Source organism: Bradyrhizobium sp. STM 3557 (assembly GCF_045571465.1).
In the GTDB taxonomy this organism is placed as follows: Bacteria; Pseudomonadota; Alphaproteobacteria; order Rhizobiales; family Xanthobacteraceae; genus Bradyrhizobium.
Genome location: NZ_CP120697.1, coordinates 1,668,609 through 1,683,228, shown reverse-complemented (window position 1 = coordinate 1,683,228; position 14,620 = coordinate 1,668,609). Strand labels below are relative to the sequence as shown.

Here is a 14,620-nt window from a genome sequence, read left to right as displayed (position 1 = left end):
CATCCTCATTGAGCGTTTCTTGTTGCAGGTTTGCCGAGTTCAGCGTTGCTCGGAGAACACGATACGGTGGGGCTTCCCGTCTGAACCAGTTGCCCCGTCGGCGTGAGCGTACCGGTCGCTTCGTCGACCCCGAATGCGACCACGGCGTCAGTCAGCTCATTGGCCGCGTAGAGCGCCTTACCCGATGGATCGAGCGTGAAGAATCGGGGACCGCCGCCTTGCGTCGACTGCCAGCCGATCGAACTCAAAAGTCCGGTCTGTTCGTCGCTCAAGAGATTGCTCGTCATGCCCGGATCGTTCCATCTGCCTGCAGAGCGGCTCCTTCGTGCCTGTGCTCGACCGCCATCGGGCGCCGGGTCACGGTCAGCGTCGCGGTCGCGCCCGCGAGCAACAAGACGCCCGCGATGATGAAGGCCCAATCGTAGCTGCCGGTCCAGGCGATCGCGTAGCCCGTCACGATCGGCGCGCATAAGCCGAACGTGTTGCCGCCGACGACGAGGAAGCCCATGGCTTTTCCGACATCGCGCGGATTGGGCAACAAATCGTTGAGCAGCGCCCAATTGAGCGATGTCGTCGACGAGATGCCGGCGAGCGAGATCGTGATCAGCAGCAGAATGATCCAGAGATTCTCGACCAGCGGCGCGGCCAGGATGACGGAGGCGATCAGCATCGCGGCCGCGATCAGGTAGCGGCGGCGGCCGGTTGCCGTGCCGCTATTGCGCAGGAATCGATCGCTGAAGCGGCCCATCGCGATGCAAAGCACGACAGCGATCGCATAGGGTACCGCCGTATAAAAGCCGGTGCTGAGAATGGTGAGATGCTTGCTGGTCTGCAGGTAGCTCGGCAGCCAGGTCAGGAACAGATACTGCGAATACACGTTGCAGCCCTGCGTCAAAGCCAGGCCCCACAACGTTCGCGTTCGCAGCAGCCGCAACAGGCCGACCGGCTCCGCGTTACGGTCCAGATCCTGCACCTTCGCGCCGCGCTCGGCGAGAATCTTGTCGCGTTCGGCCACGCTCAGCCAATTGACCTTCTCGGGACGGTCGAACACGAGCACCCAGGCGATCAGCCACAGCAGGCCAATTCCGCCGGCGACGACGAAGAGCGCGCGCCAGCCATAGGCTTCGATGATGGCTCCTGCGCCGAGTGCACAAACGGCGGGACCGGCATAGGATCCGCTGTTGAAGATCGCGTTCAGGACTCCGCGTTCGCTAGCGGGAACCCATTGGCGTACGACCCGCGCACCCGCCGGGTTGGCCGTCGCTTCGCCGGCGCCCATCACGAGGCGGGTCAGAAGCAATGACGGATAGCTCACGGCAAAACCCGTCATCACCGTCGCGGCGGACCAGACCGCGATTCCCCAACCCGCAATCGTCTTGGCGCCAAAGCGATCGACGAGCATCCCCATCGGGATGAGGCAGACCGTGTAAGTCCACAGGAACGAGGAGAACAGATATCCCTTCGTGACGCTGTTGAGATCGAACTCCTTGGCGATCGGCCCGATCGCGAACGACAGGGTGATGCGGTCGATGTAGTTGATCATGGCCAGCGAAAAGAGAAAGAGCGCGATCCACCCGCGACGATAATGCATGCTCGATTCCCCCTGCTGCGCGGTTCTCATGACCTTTGCACGGGCAATCGTTACAAAGCAGCGCACGGCGAGGGAATGTGCGTTTATGTGCTTTCGAAAGTCAGGAATCCTGAATTTGGCGCGGCCAGACCCCACCCTCCGTTCGCTATGTTTGTGGATGCAAACCAATGAGAGTTAGCGCTGATTGCGGAGCACGGCTTTCCGATCCGTGAGCGCTGTGATGGCCTCGTCCACGAAGGCGCGGATCAACCACTCCCGGGGCGAGCTTCGTTGCGACAACAGGCCGATCTGGCGGCGGGGCGCGTTCGGGATGCGGATCTTCCTGATCTTCAAGCCCTCCGGCCAGGGCGGCGGCCAGTCCGGGAGAATGGACACGCCGAGGCCGCGGTCGACCATCACGGCGATCGCCTCGAGGGAGTCGAGCTCGTATTGTTCGTTGGGCCGGACCTTGATCTTGCGCAGATAGCGGTCCACGACACGTCCGCCCCAGTGGTTGCGATCCTGTCTGATGAACGGCTGCTTGCTCAGGATGGCGCGCGTGTCCTTGGTGTCCATGTGCTCGGGCACCAGCATGACCAGGGGCTCTTCACGCAGCAGACGCCAATCCAGCGTCTTTGGCAGCTTGAAATGCGGCTTCACCGCGATGGCGAGATCGAGCTCGCCGAGAACCAGCCGCCTATACAGGTCTGCGGACTGACCTCGCACGATGTACACGTCGATCCGCGGCCGATTTTGCTTCAAGGCGGAAAGCACATCGGGCAACATCCCGGTCATGGCAGTATTGAAGACGCCTACGGTAAGTCCGCCGACTTCGAGGTCACCTCCCGCGATCGCATTCAGATCGCGCGCCGCCTTCACGATCCGCGTCGCTTCGGCGAGAATGGCCGCGCCGGCGGCAGTCGGACGCATGGAGTGGCCGGAGCGATGAATGAGCTTGCACCCGATTTCGCTTTCGAGCGCGCGGACCCGCTGCACGACCGCTGACGGTGTGATGTTGAGTTTTCGCGCGGCCTCGGCAAGCGAGGACGTTTCGATAACCACGACGAAGGTCTGCAGAAAGCGCGTCTCCATCAGCGGCTCTCTTCGGGATTCAGAACGGCAGGTGCTCTAGAAGGCCATACTTCGCTGCGACCTTCTTCAGATCGGCAAGGGTGTCGTCTGGAAGGAACAGACCTTCCGCTCTGTTCCTTGCTTCGTTTCGCGCTTCGATCTCGCCCGGATAGAAAACCTCGGAGAAGCCTTGCGCGAGAGGCACGGACTTGATCTGCGAGATCAATTCCTCCATCCGGGCATTGAACTCGGTCAGCGGCTGCATGGCCTCGATGTTCAGCGCGATCATGAGCTGCCCGGCCCGGCTGCGCCGTTCGGCCTGATAAGGACCGGCAATCTCTGATCCGAAGCCGCCGCCGGTGAGCACGCCGGACAGCATGTCCATCATCAGCGCGATCGCGTATCCCTTGTGCTGGGCCATGGGAAGGATGATCCCTTCGATCGCCTCGGCGGGATCGGTCGTCGGAGCGCCTGCAGCGTTAATCGCCCAGCCTTCCGGGATCGACTGTCCTTTCTGCTTCGCCAGATAGATCTTGCCGCGAGCGACTCCAGTGTTGGCGATGTCGAGCACCATGGGCGGGTGCGATCCCGCCGGACAGGCCCAGGACCACGGATTGGTCCCGACAGTCTTCTTCCGGCCGCCCCACGGCGCCATCGCCGGGCTGGCGTTGGTGGAAAGGAAGGCCACGCATCCTTCGCGCGCCGCCATCAGGGTGAAATAGAGCGCCGTGCCGAAATGGTTCGAGTTGCGGATGCCGACCGCGGCGATTCCGTGCGCCTTGGCACGTCTGATGGCCTCACGAGCGGCATGCGCGGTGAGCACCTGGCCCATACCGTCGTGGCCGTCGATCAGCGCGAGGCCGCCGGCATCGACGATCAGTTCTGGCCTGGCCTTCGGATCGCACACGCCCGCCTTCAAACGCGCCGCATACCATGACAGCCGCATCACGCCGTGGGACTGGTGACCCCACAGGTCCGCCTGCACCAGCGTGTCGGCGCATAGATTCGCCTCCTCCTGCGACATCCCGGCCGCGACGTAGACGGCAGTCGCGAAGGTCAGCAGGCGGGTCGGATCGATCTTTGTGGCCGAGGATATTGGCATATTCTCCGCTCAGGTATGCGTCGGCGCCTGGAATGAGAAGCCGAGCTTCCTTCCGAGATACGAGGTACTGACTTCGCCCTGCGGCGCCGATACGGCGAACGGCATCGAAGCCGAGCCGGTAGAGATGATGCTCCCCTTCGGAAGGATCAGCTTGCGCTCGCGAGCGATCGACACGAGATCGGCCAGAGCGCCGTAGGGATCGGTCGCGTCGTCTCCCCTCGCCGCTCGGGCCTTCTCGTGGCCGTCGACCGACACCACGAGCGAGGACAGCAGCTCCGGAATTTGACGTTCGTCGATGCGCTCACCCACGATCAGCGCCTCAAAGCCGGAGTTATCGGCCGCGAAACTCGGCCACCCGACGGACTGCCGATCAACGAAACGCGCCATCACGAGTTCGCACGTCACGCGGGCTTCAGCGATTGCGCTTCGCAAATCCCCGGCGAACCGATGGTCGATGTCCTGCTCGAGGACGAAGGCGATCTCGAATTCAATGGTCACCGGCGCGGCAAACGACAGCTTGACCGTTGCGCCCGGATCGTGTCGACGGTGCTTAAGAACCCGACCGGCTATCGAACGGCCGACGCCGGACTGCTGCTTCAGCTTGGCGCTGCCGACACCGAGCTTCCAGCCGACGACAGGCACGCCCAACAGATCGACTAAGCGATCTTGAACATCGTAGCCCTGGTCGATGTTTGCCGGCCGGATCGCTTGCGGCAATTCCGCAATCTGCCGCGAACCATGCCAGACGTCGGCAAGAAAGCGCGCAGCCGGTTCGGGATCGAATGCAGCGCTCATCGATCCGCTCCCAGCCTGAGAAAGTCGAAATCACAGCCTTCGGGCGCCTGCAGCACCGTCCGCCGATACAATGACTTGTAGCCGCGCGCAGGCACCGGCGGCGGACGATGGTCCGCCAGGCGCCGCTTGATCTCAGCATCCTCGACCAGAAGGTCGATCCGCTTGTTGACGATCGACAGCCGGATACGGTCGCCGTTGCGCACGGCGGCAAGCGGACCGCCGACGGCGGCCTCCGGCGCGATATGCAGCACGATCGAACCGAACGCCGTTCCGGACATGCGGGCGTCCGAAATCCGGATCATGTCCTTGACGCCCGCCTGCGCCAGCTTCTTCGGGATCGGCAGGTACCCGGCTTCCGGCATGCCCGCCGCATGAGGTCCCGCGTTCTGCAACACGAGGACATCCTCGGGGCGCACGTCCAGATCGGGATCGTCGATCCGATTGCTGAGGTCTTCGAGACCGGTGAAGACCACGGCCCGCCCCTCCGACTCGAACAGCGCCGGGGTGGCCGCCGCGCGCTTGAAGATCGCGCCGTCCGGAGCGAGGTTGCCGGTCAGCGCAACGAGGCCGCCGTCCTTCGACACCGGATCGTGGAACGGCCTGATGACCGCCGGATTGACCCAGTCGAGCGGTTCCTCCAGTCGTTCCCCAAGCGTGCGCCCTTCGACGTCGATCGTGTCCAAATGAAGCAGCGGCTTCAGTTCTCGCAGCAGGGCGCCCATTCCGCCGGCGGCGTGGAAGTCTTCCATGTAGCCTTCGCCGACCGGCTTCAAATCGACCAGAACCGGCGTTTCGTCTGAGAGTTCGTTGAACCGTGACAACGGAATCTTGATGCCAAGCCGTCCAGCGATCGCGGTGAGATGTACGACGGCGTTGGTCGAACCGCCGACCGCCTGCAGAACGCGAAAGGCGTTCTCGATCGACTTCCGCGTGATGACATCGCGAGGCGATATCTTGGTAGGGATCAGGCGCACGGCGGCCTTGCCGGTCTCTTCCGCAGCAACCAGACGATCGGCATGCACCGCAGGGATCGCGGCGGTGCCCGGCAAGGACATGCCCAGGGTCTCCGCAATGCAGGCCATGGTGGAGGCCGTGCCCATGACGGCACAGGTGCCTGCCGTCACCGACAGCCTGCCTTCGACGACATTGATCTCGTTCTTATCGACGCTGCCGGCGCGATATTTCGCCCAGAAGCCGCGGCAGTCGGTGCAGGCTCCCAGCCGCTGCCCTTTGTGCCGTCCTGTCATCATGGGTCCGGTGACGAGTTGGATCGCCGGCAGATTGGCGGAAGCGGCGCCCATCAGTTGCGCCGGCACCGTCTTGTCGCAGCCGCCGATGAGCACGACCGCATCCATCGGCTGGGCACCGATCATCTCCTCGGTATCCATGGCCATGAGGTTGCGATACATCATGCTGGTCGGGTTGAGGAACACCTCTCCGAGCGAGACGGTGGGAAACGGCCGCGGCAGCGCGCCCGCAGCGAGCACGCCGCGCGAGACCGCCTCGACCAGTTCGGGCATATACCGGTGACAATTGTTGAAGCCCGACGGCGTCGCCGCGATGCCGACGATCGGCTTGGCAAGCATCTCGCGGGACAGTCCCATCGACCTTGCGAAGGACCGGCGCAGAAACCTGGCGAAATCCTTGTCGCCATAGTTGGTAAGTCCGTTGTCTATGCCGTGATCCGCCATCACTTCGCTCCCGACTGTGCCGACGCGCTTTCCCGACTTCGGTAGCCGACGCCGAGCAGCTCTTCGAAGACCGTGACCATCCCGCCCTTGTCCTTGTCGCCGTGTCCCTTTAGCAGAGCCATCTGGTAGGTCGCCGTCGCCGCCGCCAAGACCGGCATCGGGATCGAGAGATTCGCTCCCAGTTCAGCGCCGCTGATCAGATCCTTGTAGGCGTGCTTCATCGGGTAGCCATCGCTGAAGTGTCCTTTGAGAATTCGCGGAATGAAGAACTCCGAGGCATAGCTCCGGCCGGTCCCGCTGTTGACGACTTCGCCGACCAGATCGGGATCGAGCCCCATCTTCTTCGACATGGGCAGGATCTCCGCGAGCGCCGCGGCATTGACGTCGAACAGAAGCTGATTGATGAGCTTGGCGAGTTGACCGCTGCCGGCACCACCCATGTAGAGAATCTTGTTGCCGATCAGGTCCAGGAGAGGCTTCACCCTGTCGAACACGGCGCGGTCGCCACCGCACATGACCGTGAGGGTCCCGTCGATCGCGCGCGCCTCCATCCCGGAGATCGGCGCATCCAGAAAATGCACGCCGCGAGACGCCAGCGTCTCGGCGATCGAAATGCTGGTCTTGTAGGTGATCGTGCTCAAATCGATCAAGGTTTGACCGGCACGGCAACGGCTCAAGAAACCCCCTTCGCCCGCAACGACCTCTTCAACCGCCGTGTCGTTGGGCAGACAAAGAAAGACGATTTCGGCATCGAAGATCGTCGACTGATCCGTCGAGGTGGCTGCTCCTTTGCTCTCGAACTCGGCGAACGACTTCGGCGAACGATCCGTGACCGCCAACGTCGCGCCGGATTTCAGCAAGTTCAGCGCGATCGGGCGGCCCATTTGCCCGAGGCCGGCAAAGCCTATTTTCATCCGCGGTTCCTTCTTCAATTCGGTGAATTCGCGTCGTGTCGTCATGCACGCGCGAATGCAATGCAGGTCGGGCTGCCCGTCTCGATCACACGTCCCGCCGGCGAGAGCGCGCCGGTCTCGGGATCGATGTTGAAAGTCACGATCGTGTCGGTCAGTTCGTTGGCAACGTGGAGCAGCGTTCCGCAGGGATCGATGGTCATGAAGCGCGGCCCGCGACCGGCGCTTGACGTCCAGCCTGCCGGCGTCACCCGTCCGGACGCTAGGTCGATCGAGAAGACCCCGATCAGATCGCTGCCGCGGTTCGACACGTAGACGAAGCGTCCGGTGGGATCGACCTCCACCTCGGCGGACGTATTGGCGCCAACGAACGAATCCGGCGTCGACGGCACGATCTGGATGGGCGTGATCGAGCCTGTCGCCCGGTCGTAGCGATTGACGCTGAGCGAAGACTCCAGCTCGTAGTTCACGTAGACGAACGGCAGGTTCGGGTGGTGAGAGGCATGTCGCGGGCCGGCGCCGGGCCGGGTCGCAGCGAAGCCAGGCTCCGCGAAAGTCAGGAACGGCTTTGTCGCATCGAACTCCAGCGTGAACACGCGGTCGACGCCCTTGTCCGGCACGACGAGAAAGCGGCCCGCTGGATCGTAGACGACGTGATGGGGATGCGGACCGGTCTGCTCGACCTTGTGCGGCCCTCCGTTGCCCGGTAATTGCAGCAACTGCACCAGCGGGTCCAGGCCTCCGTCCTGACGGATCGGAAGCACGGCGAGCGAAGCGCTCGCGTAGTTTGCAATGATCATGAAGCGGTTGCTCTGATCGGCAACCAGGTGGACGGGATTCCTGCCCCCGGTCGACTGTTGGTTGATCAACGACAGGCTGCCGTTGTCCCGATCGACCCGAAACGACGAGATCTCGCTGAAATCGCCGTGCACCGCGTAGAGAAAGCGCTGCTCCCGATCGAAGGCCAGGAACGACGGGTTGACCAGATTGTCCACGAGCTGCACGTGGGTCCACGCGCCGGTCGCGGGATCGACGCGGTAGACATTGATCCCCTTGCCCCTCGCACCCCGCTCCTTGGTCGTCCGGCAACCCGTATAGGCGAACCGGGCGAACCGAGCTGCGTTCGCGGCGCGCGCGGCCGTTGCTAGACTTGTTGCCATACTAGCTGCCGTCATCAACAATGCTCCCCGCAGGATGTTGCGGCGTTCGACATCGATCGTATCCATGAGAGACGTCTAGGCCTCCGCCGCCAACTTCCGTGGAGCAATCGCAGGAACGTCGGAATCATCTCCCAACGGGCGCAGCGTGAGCGTCAGGATGGACGTGGCGCCGACGACGAGCAGCGCGCCGGCGATGACGAAGGCCCGGTCGTAATTGCCGGTGCTCTCGACCACGTAGCCGGTCACGATGGGCGCCAGCAGGCCGAACACGTTTCCGCCGACGACGAGGAAGCCCATGGCGACGCCGACGTCTCGCGGCCGCTTGAGCAGGTCATTGAGCAGCGCGAAGTTCAACGACGTCGTGGAGGCGATGCCGGTCAACGAGATGGCGATCAAGCCCAGGATGAGCCAGACGTTCTGGACGAACGGAGCGAACAGGATGACTGCGGCCAGCAGCATCGCAAACGCGATCATGTAGCGCCGCTTTCCGCCGCCGACGTCCCCCTTCAGCAACTGGTCGCTGATCCGCCCGACGAAGATACACAGCACCACGGCCACCGCATAGGGAATGGCAGCGTAGAAGCCGGTCTTCGCGATCGTGAGCCCCTTGGTCGCCTGAAGGTAGCTCGGCATCCAGGTCAGGAACAGGTACTGCGAGTAGACGTTGCAGCCCTGGGTGAGTGCGAGGCCCCACAGCGTCGGCCCCTTGCGCAGAAGGCCGATGAGACCGACCTTCGGCGCCGACGCATCGAGATCAACCTTTCTGGCACCGCGTTCACTGAGGATCTTCTGGCGCTCCTCCTCGCCAAGCCAGGTAGCATCCTCCGGACGCGCGAACCAGGTCAGCCAGCACGCGAGCCATACCAATCCGATGCCGCCGGCAGCGAAGAACAGCGCGGGCCAGCCGAAGCTCGCGATGATGGGGCCTGCCACCAGCGCGCAGACGGCCGGGCCGGCGTACGACCCGCTGTTGAAGATCGCATTGGTCATGCCGCGCTCGGACGCCGGAATCCACTCGCGGATCACGCGGGCGCCGGCTGGATTGCTAGTTGCCTCGCCCGCCCCCATCACCAGACGTGTCGCGAGCAACGACGGAAAGCTTCCAGCGATGCCGGTCGCCGCAGTGGCTGCGGACCAAAGCGCCAGTCCGAAACCTGCGACCCGCTTCGCCCCGAACCTGTCGACGAGCATTCCCATCGGTATCAGGAAAATGGTGTACGTCCACAGAAAGGACGAGAACAGGTAGCCGAGCGCGACCGGGGAAAGACCCAACTCCTTGGCGATTGGAGAAGCCGCGAACGACAGGGTGACACGGTCGATGTAGTTCAGCATCGCCAATGAGAAGAGCATCAGCGCAATCCAAACACGCTTCTTCTGCATCACTGCCTCCCTGACAGAACTGCGACCGAGTTCGCTTTCAGCTTCACGTTCCCCTCCCGGTTTTCTTTCTTTGCGGCGTCCCCCCGAAGACGTAGCGTCGGGCCCGACGATTGCCATATATCGCTAAATGTGACAATGTCATTCGTCAATACAAATGACAATCCCGTCCCCGTCGTCCGACTGTGGCGTGAGCTGCTCCCGGCAGACAGGCGGACAGATCTTTGTTAGAGCCAGAGCCGTCGGAGGCGCGACATCGGACCGCACAGCTCGTATTCGCAATGAAACAGTCGACTGATTTATTGGAGAGGGCGCCCGGATTGGCCAACGCGCTTCATCGGGAGATAGCGCAGCGTATCCTGACGCACATTCGTATGGAGCACCTTCCGGTCGGCACACACTTGACCGAGACTTCACTCGCCAAGGTGGTCGGAACATCCCGCGGCCCCATCAGGGGCGCCCTGGGCTATCTCGCCTCGGCCGGGTATCTCGAGCGTCGGCCTCATCAGGGCTTCTTTCTGACGAGAACCGAGCCGCGTGCGGGGAAGGCCGCGGAGCCCTTGCCGCCGGCCGACACCGAGCAGCTCTATCTGAAGCTCGCGGAAGATCGCTTGCACGGGAAGCTCGGGGACTCCGTGACGGAGGCGGACTTGATGCGCCGCTACGACGTTCCGCGGCACACCCTCCGCCGCATCCTGTCGCGGATCGTCAACGAAGGCTGGATGCAGCGGCGTACCGGACACGGTTGGGCGTTCCTGCCCATGATCGATTCGGTCGAGGCCTATCGCGAGAGTTACGAACTGCGGCGCTTCCTGGAGCCTCAGGGCTTGCGGTCGCCGAGCTTCAAGCTCGATCCCGCCGTCCTGTCGGAGCAACGCAAGCGCCAGGAATTTCTTCACAGCGCGGGGTACAAAACGCTCGGCCAGGTCGAGCTGTTCAAGTCAAACAGCGACTTCCACGAGGCACTTGCCCTCATGTCAGGCAACAGATTCCTGGCCCAGACCGTCGCGCGACAGAACGAATTGCGTCGCCTGATCGAGTACCGGCAGACGCTCGACCGCGACCGCGTGTGGCGGCAAACCGGGGAACATCTGGCCATCATCGAAATGCTGGAGAAGGGTTTGATCGAGCGAGCCGCCAAGCTTCTCGACAAGCATATCAGCGGAGCTTTGAAGGAGAAGGCGCGGCCGGAGCTTTTCGGTCCGTAGCGTCCTGCAACAGACCGTCGATTCCGGGTGAATGAAAGCGATGGCAATTCCCCGCCGCATTCTGCCAATCGGCGTCTACCGTTTCGCGCGAGGCTGGGTGTCGGCCTGTACCAGCACTCCGTTCATCCAGTCGCTGTGTGCCGCCCTCGTATTAAGGCGAATGCAGAGGCCGCCGGCTCGATGCGTTCACATCGCCTTGGTGAGCGCGAACAACCGGAAATCCTCGAGCGCCGCGTGCCGATGCGGGGCGGCTTCGCGCCGGTAAATCTCGGTGTCGACGATCGAGCGGAAGGTGGCGAAATCGCCGTATTCGTTGATCGCCGCTTCGTCCCAAAGTTCGCCTTGCGGGCCGACCAGGCTTGCCAGGACCGGCCCGGAAAACATGCGCACGAGCGGCTTACCGGCCGCGAGACGCCGGAATGCGGGTCTATAGCGTTCATGAAGCGCTTCGCGTCCCGAACAGGGGGCGGCGTCGAAGCCGTCCTCGTAACGCGCAACCGCGCGGTAGCGCAGCAGATTGAGCATATAGACCGGCTGGCCGGGGGGAATCGCGCGCTCGGCGGCGTCGAGGGCTTGCAGGGTGATTTCGATGGGGTTCATGGGACTTCCTGCGGTTCTAGCGGCGCGGATTGCGCGCTGACGCTCTCCATTAGCCCCTCGGGAACGGCTCTTGTAGCGACCGCGCGGCCATGACTATGTGGACTGAATGTCCACAACGGCCTTGCCTCCCGACCTCTCGCGTCTCCTCGCCTTTGTCCGCGTCGTCGAGGCGGGCTCCTTCGCCGAAGCCGCGCGGCGGGCGGGGACGACCACCTCGGCGATGTCCAAGGCGGTCGCCCGCCTCGAACAGGCGCGCGGAATGCGGCTTTTGCATCGCTCCACCCATTCGCTGGCGCTGACCGAAGAGGGCGACCGGCTGATGGCGGCGGGACGCGCGCTGGCCGAAAGTCTCGCCCGTGTCCAATCCGCGCTCGGCGAGGCCGCGCGCGACGATGGCGGACGGGTGCGCGTGACCGCCCCGGCCTCGTTCGCGCGCGCCTGCATTCTGCCGCGACTGCCCGCGTTCCTGCGGGAGCGGCCGGAAATCGAGATCGAGATCAAATTCCGTAACGAGATTCTCGATCTCGCGGCGGAAGGCGTCGACGTCGCGATCCGCTCGGGCCCCCTCGACCGCGTACCTGGCCATCAGGCGCGGCGGCTGTGCACGTTCTCCTGGATCGCTTGCGCCTCGCCCGCCTATCTGAACGCCCGCGGCGCGCCGGCGACTCCTGACGAGCTTTCCGCGCATGACCACGTCGGCTTCCGCAATCCCGCGAGCGGCCAGATCCTGACCTGGCGCTTCGCCGACCCGCGCGGCAAAGGGCCCGTTCGCGTCGCGCCCAAGCCCAAGCACATTTGCGACGACGCGCACGCCTCTCTTGCTTTGATTGTGAATGGGTTCGGCATCGGCTGGGGGCCGGCGTGGCTCGTCCATGAAGATCTGCGCACCGGCCGGCTCGTCGAAGTGCTTGCGCCCTGGCGCGCGCCGGCGGAGCCCCTATGGATGCTGCGCACCTCCAACCGCCGCCCGCCCCTGCGCACGCAGCGCGTCATGTCGTTCCTCGCCACACTTCCCGCCGCGTTCAGCGACAAGGCGGGATGAAGCGTCGGCTATCAGCAAGGCTCCGCGGTCGGCGTGTAGGACCAGCGCGGACGCAGCAGTCGCAAGCATTCGAGGTCGGAAATGCGTATTCTGTTTGCTGCATTCGTTTTTCTGTTCTCCACGGTGGCGCTGGCCGAGACCAAGCCTACCGAAGTCAGGATCAAGTGGAAGGGGGACTACCCCCACAACAGCGACAGGCACTGGTCGAAAGATAATCCCTACGACTCTGGCTTCTCGAAAAACTTCAAGAACGGTGCGCCGGAGGAGTTCGGCGAAGTGCAAAAGGATGGCGAGTTGAATGGGTTCATCTACTCGCCTGGGGACGCCAAGGGTTCGGTGCCGTTCGTCATTCTGTTGCATGGCTGCGACGGGCTATCGACACTGACAAACGAGTGGACGCAGCATGTCGCCGATGTGCTCAATTCACAAGGCGTCGGCGTGCTGGTGCTCGATAGCTTCACCACGCGCTATGTGGATCGTACTTGCGGCCTCGCTGATCTGCACTGGGGCCGCCGTCGTGCCGACGATGCCTACTCCGCACTCGACTACCTGATCGATCAGAAGCTCACCAAGGCCGATGACATCTATATCATGGGTTACAGTAACGGAGGCACAACAGCGCTGGTATCGGTGACGACACAGGAAGCAGACCATCCACGTGCCTTTGCTGCGGCATTCGCAGTTGCTCCAGGTTGCAGTCCGTCATTGCAGCACTCCGCCATGTATACGCGACCGATCATCATCTTTATGGGCGACCAAGACGACGCAAACAGCCCCAAGTGGTGTCACGAACTGGCGAAGCAGAAGCGGTCAGTCCCCGTGCGGATGATCGAATACCAGGGTGCCAACCACGGCTTCCCTGTGAATGCACCCGCGCACGAGTCCATGGGGTGGCATCTCAGCTACAACCCAGGCGCGGAGAAGGACATGATGCAGACAGTCATGTCCGCGATCAGAACGAAGAAGTTCGTGACAGGGGTCGAGGTTCGGCTGGCTCCGGAATGAGGGGACCCGCCTCGTTGATTTCGTTAGCGACACAGCCCAAAGCAAGAAAGCCGCCCCGAAGGGCGGCTCTCAAAAACCTCGAAATCAGAGGTTTATTTGGTTGCGGGGAGGCGCAACACCCGATTCTTGCGATTGATTGAGCGGGAAATTCCCAGGCTGGTTGCATAACGAGTTCACCGGTAAGTCATAGTGGCGCGCCATTCTACGCCAGAGCACTCGAGACCGGCCTCCTGCAGGCATTCCTGCGCGATTGCTCTGTGGCCGGACGCAGCTCCGCCGTGATCAGGCCCACACCCCCGACACCGAACGGAAACCCGTGTCCGTCTTATTCTCCCTCTCCGCCGCACACGTAATGCGCGGCGCGCTCGCTCCAGCAGGCCCTATCGGCAAGGCGGGCTGGCAGGTCAGTCGTAGATGATCGCCGTTGCTTCGATCTCGACCCGTGCGGAGGCCGGCGTGAGGGCGCCGACCTGGACGAGCGTACTTACAGGGCGGACCTGATCGAATGCTTCAGAATGAGCGCGGGCAATATGCTGGATGTCAGCCATGTCGATAACGTACACCGCTGTACGAACGACGTGCTGCATACCCGCGCCGGTCTTGGCCAATGTGCCGGCTATAATCGCTAGTGCGGCCTTGGCCTGCCACATAGCCATCGCCGCCCAGTTCCGGTGGGCGGGCCGTTGTACCGGAAACGAAGACTTGGTTTCCAACGCGGACGGCTCGCGAGTATCCGTAGGCGTCTTCAAAGGCGTAACCGGACGAGACGTTCTGCCTTAACAAGCGAGGTCTCCTGCATTCCTCGGTGGGTACCCGACATCGTAGCTGAGGCGTATCGAAGACGTCATGTAGAAACCGCGTGCTCCTTGAGCCGACGGAGACGGTCAGGCGAACTGTGACGGCTGCCCCGCGCCCTTGGGCGCAACGGCGCATCGCCTCATAGCACAATCGCACAGACGTAGCGTCCATGTTCATCGGCCGTGGCGCGCTGATCCACAAGGCTGCCAACGGCAGTCGTAACTCGTTGAGATTCAGAGTGATTGTCGCTACGTTGTTTTGACGAGGTGCAGGCCTTTGAAGGCAGGCAG

General features: G+C 63.1%; 14 protein-coding genes and 1 pseudogene. 4 read left to right on the top strand and 11 right to left on the bottom strand.

The genetic code is table 11. The features are described from left to right. Positions 1 to 5: 5 nt before the first annotated feature. The 9 genes from P6U24_RS07645 to P6U24_RS07605 form a co-directional block, all read right to left on the bottom strand. Complete coding sequence (locus P6U24_RS07645) at positions 6 to 287, bottom strand: lactonase family protein (protein WP_407158535.1); 282 nt, start codon at positions 285 to 287, stop codon at positions 6 to 8. Continuing rightward, the gene (locus P6U24_RS07640) at positions 284 to 1,591 is read right to left on the bottom strand and encodes an MFS transporter (RefSeq protein WP_407158534.1); all 1,308 of its coding nucleotides are present in this window, start codon (positions 1,589 to 1,591) and stop codon (positions 284 to 286) included. Before P6U24_RS07640 ends, P6U24_RS07645 begins: the two co-directional genes overlap by 4 nt. Positions 1,592 to 1,765: 174 nt before the next feature. Continuing rightward, on the bottom strand, positions 1,766 to 2,662 hold the full coding sequence (locus P6U24_RS07635; protein WP_407158533.1) for a LysR family transcriptional regulator: 897 nt from the start codon (positions 2,660 to 2,662) through the stop codon (positions 1,766 to 1,768). Positions 2,663 to 2,681: 19 nt separating this feature from the next. Then, positions 2,682 to 3,743 (bottom strand): Ldh family oxidoreductase, encoded by a 1,062-nt coding sequence (locus P6U24_RS07630; RefSeq protein WP_407158532.1) that lies wholly within the window; start codon positions 3,741 to 3,743, stop codon positions 2,682 to 2,684. 9 nt (positions 3,744 to 3,752) lie between these two features. Then, positions 3,753 to 4,460 (bottom strand): hydratase, encoded by a 708-nt coding sequence (locus P6U24_RS07625; protein ID WP_407158531.1) that lies wholly within the window; start codon positions 4,458 to 4,460, stop codon positions 3,753 to 3,755. Between the two features lie 74 nt (positions 4,461 to 4,534). Then, entirely contained in the window at positions 4,535 to 6,229 is a 1,695-nt protein-coding gene (locus P6U24_RS07620) for an IlvD/Edd family dehydratase (RefSeq protein WP_407158530.1), read from the bottom strand. Continuing rightward, positions 6,229 to 7,143: an NAD(P)-dependent oxidoreductase gene (locus P6U24_RS07615; protein ID WP_407158529.1), complete on the bottom strand. Its 915-nt coding sequence runs from the start codon at positions 7,141 to 7,143 to the stop codon at positions 6,229 to 6,231. Before P6U24_RS07615 ends, P6U24_RS07620 begins: the two co-directional genes overlap by 1 nt. Positions 7,144 to 7,184: 41 nt before the next feature. Next, on the bottom strand, positions 7,185 to 8,366 hold the full coding sequence (locus tag P6U24_RS07610) for a lactonase family protein (RefSeq protein ID WP_407158528.1): 1,182 nt from the start codon (positions 8,364 to 8,366) through the stop codon (positions 7,185 to 7,187). Positions 8,367 to 8,375: 9 nt separating this feature from the next. Further along, positions 8,376 to 9,797 (bottom strand): MFS transporter, encoded by a 1,422-nt coding sequence (locus P6U24_RS07605; RefSeq protein WP_407158527.1) that lies wholly within the window; start codon positions 9,795 to 9,797, stop codon positions 8,376 to 8,378. Positions 9,798 to 9,958: 161 nt separating this feature from the next. Between P6U24_RS07605 and P6U24_RS07600 the strand changes: the two are divergent. Next, a pseudogene (locus tag P6U24_RS07600) lies at positions 9,959 to 10,135 on the top strand (hypothetical protein); the annotation flags it as partial. A gap of 102 nt (positions 10,136 to 10,237) precedes the next feature. Next, positions 10,238 to 10,885: a GntR family transcriptional regulator gene (locus tag P6U24_RS07595; protein WP_407160382.1), complete on the top strand. Its 648-nt coding sequence runs from the start codon at positions 10,238 to 10,240 to the stop codon at positions 10,883 to 10,885. Between the two features lie 186 nt (positions 10,886 to 11,071). Here the strand turns inward: P6U24_RS07595 and P6U24_RS07590 are convergent, their stop codons facing one another. Then, positions 11,072 to 11,485, bottom strand: a complete 414-nt coding sequence (locus P6U24_RS07590) for a hypothetical protein (protein ID WP_407158526.1) — start codon at positions 11,483 to 11,485, stop codon at positions 11,072 to 11,074. A gap of 106 nt (positions 11,486 to 11,591) precedes the next feature. Between P6U24_RS07590 and P6U24_RS07585 the strand changes: the two genes are divergently transcribed. Both P6U24_RS07585 and P6U24_RS07580 read left to right on the top strand, forming a co-directional pair. Further along, entirely contained in the window at positions 11,592 to 12,527 is a 936-nt protein-coding gene (locus tag P6U24_RS07585; RefSeq protein ID WP_407158525.1) for a LysR family transcriptional regulator, read from the top strand. A gap of 81 nt (positions 12,528 to 12,608) precedes the next feature. Beyond that, on the top strand, positions 12,609 to 13,532 hold the full coding sequence (locus P6U24_RS07580) for a dienelactone hydrolase family protein (protein ID WP_407158524.1): 924 nt from the start codon (positions 12,609 to 12,611) through the stop codon (positions 13,530 to 13,532). 404 nt (positions 13,533 to 13,936) lie between these two features. On the opposite strand, the gene P6U24_RS07575 is transcribed toward P6U24_RS07580, so the two are convergent. Continuing rightward, complete coding sequence (locus P6U24_RS07575; RefSeq protein ID WP_407158523.1) at positions 13,937 to 14,245, bottom strand: Rid family hydrolase; 309 nt, start codon at positions 14,243 to 14,245, stop codon at positions 13,937 to 13,939. Positions 14,246 to 14,620: the final 375 nt, after the last annotated feature.

Bases quoted from the DNA above. Each gene is read 5' to 3' on its own strand.
- P6U24_RS07630 (WP_407158532.1), bottom strand. From the start codon at position 3,743: ATGCCAATATCCTCGGCCACAAAGATCGATCCGACCCGCCTGCTGACC.
- P6U24_RS07605 (WP_407158527.1), bottom strand. From the start codon at position 9,797: ATGGCAATCGTCGGGCCCGACGCTACGTCTTCGGGGGGACGCCGCAAA.
- P6U24_RS07615 (WP_407158529.1), bottom strand. From the start codon at position 7,143: ATGAAAATAGGCTTTGCCGGCCTCGGGCAAATGGGCCGCCCGATCGCG.
- P6U24_RS07590 (WP_407158526.1), bottom strand. From the start codon at position 11,485: ATGAACCCCATCGAAATCACCCTGCAAGCCCTCGACGCCGCCGAGCGC.
- P6U24_RS07645 (WP_407158535.1), bottom strand. From the start codon at position 287: ATGACGAGCAATCTCTTGAGCGACGAACAGACCGGACTTTTGAGTTCG.
- P6U24_RS07585 (WP_407158525.1), top strand. From the start codon at position 11,592: ATGTCCACAACGGCCTTGCCTCCCGACCTCTCGCGTCTCCTCGCCTTT.
- P6U24_RS07640 (WP_407158534.1), bottom strand. From the start codon at position 1,591: ATGCATTATCGTCGCGGGTGGATCGCGCTCTTTCTCTTTTCGCTGGCC.
- P6U24_RS07620 (WP_407158530.1), bottom strand. From the start codon at position 6,229: ATGGCGGATCACGGCATAGACAACGGACTTACCAACTATGGCGACAAG.
- P6U24_RS07635 (WP_407158533.1), bottom strand. From the start codon at position 2,662: ATGGAGACGCGCTTTCTGCAGACCTTCGTCGTGGTTATCGAAACGTCC.
- P6U24_RS07610 (WP_407158528.1), bottom strand. From the start codon at position 8,366: ATGGATACGATCGATGTCGAACGCCGCAACATCCTGCGGGGAGCATTG.
- P6U24_RS07580 (WP_407158524.1), top strand. From the start codon at position 12,609: ATGCGTATTCTGTTTGCTGCATTCGTTTTTCTGTTCTCCACGGTGGCG.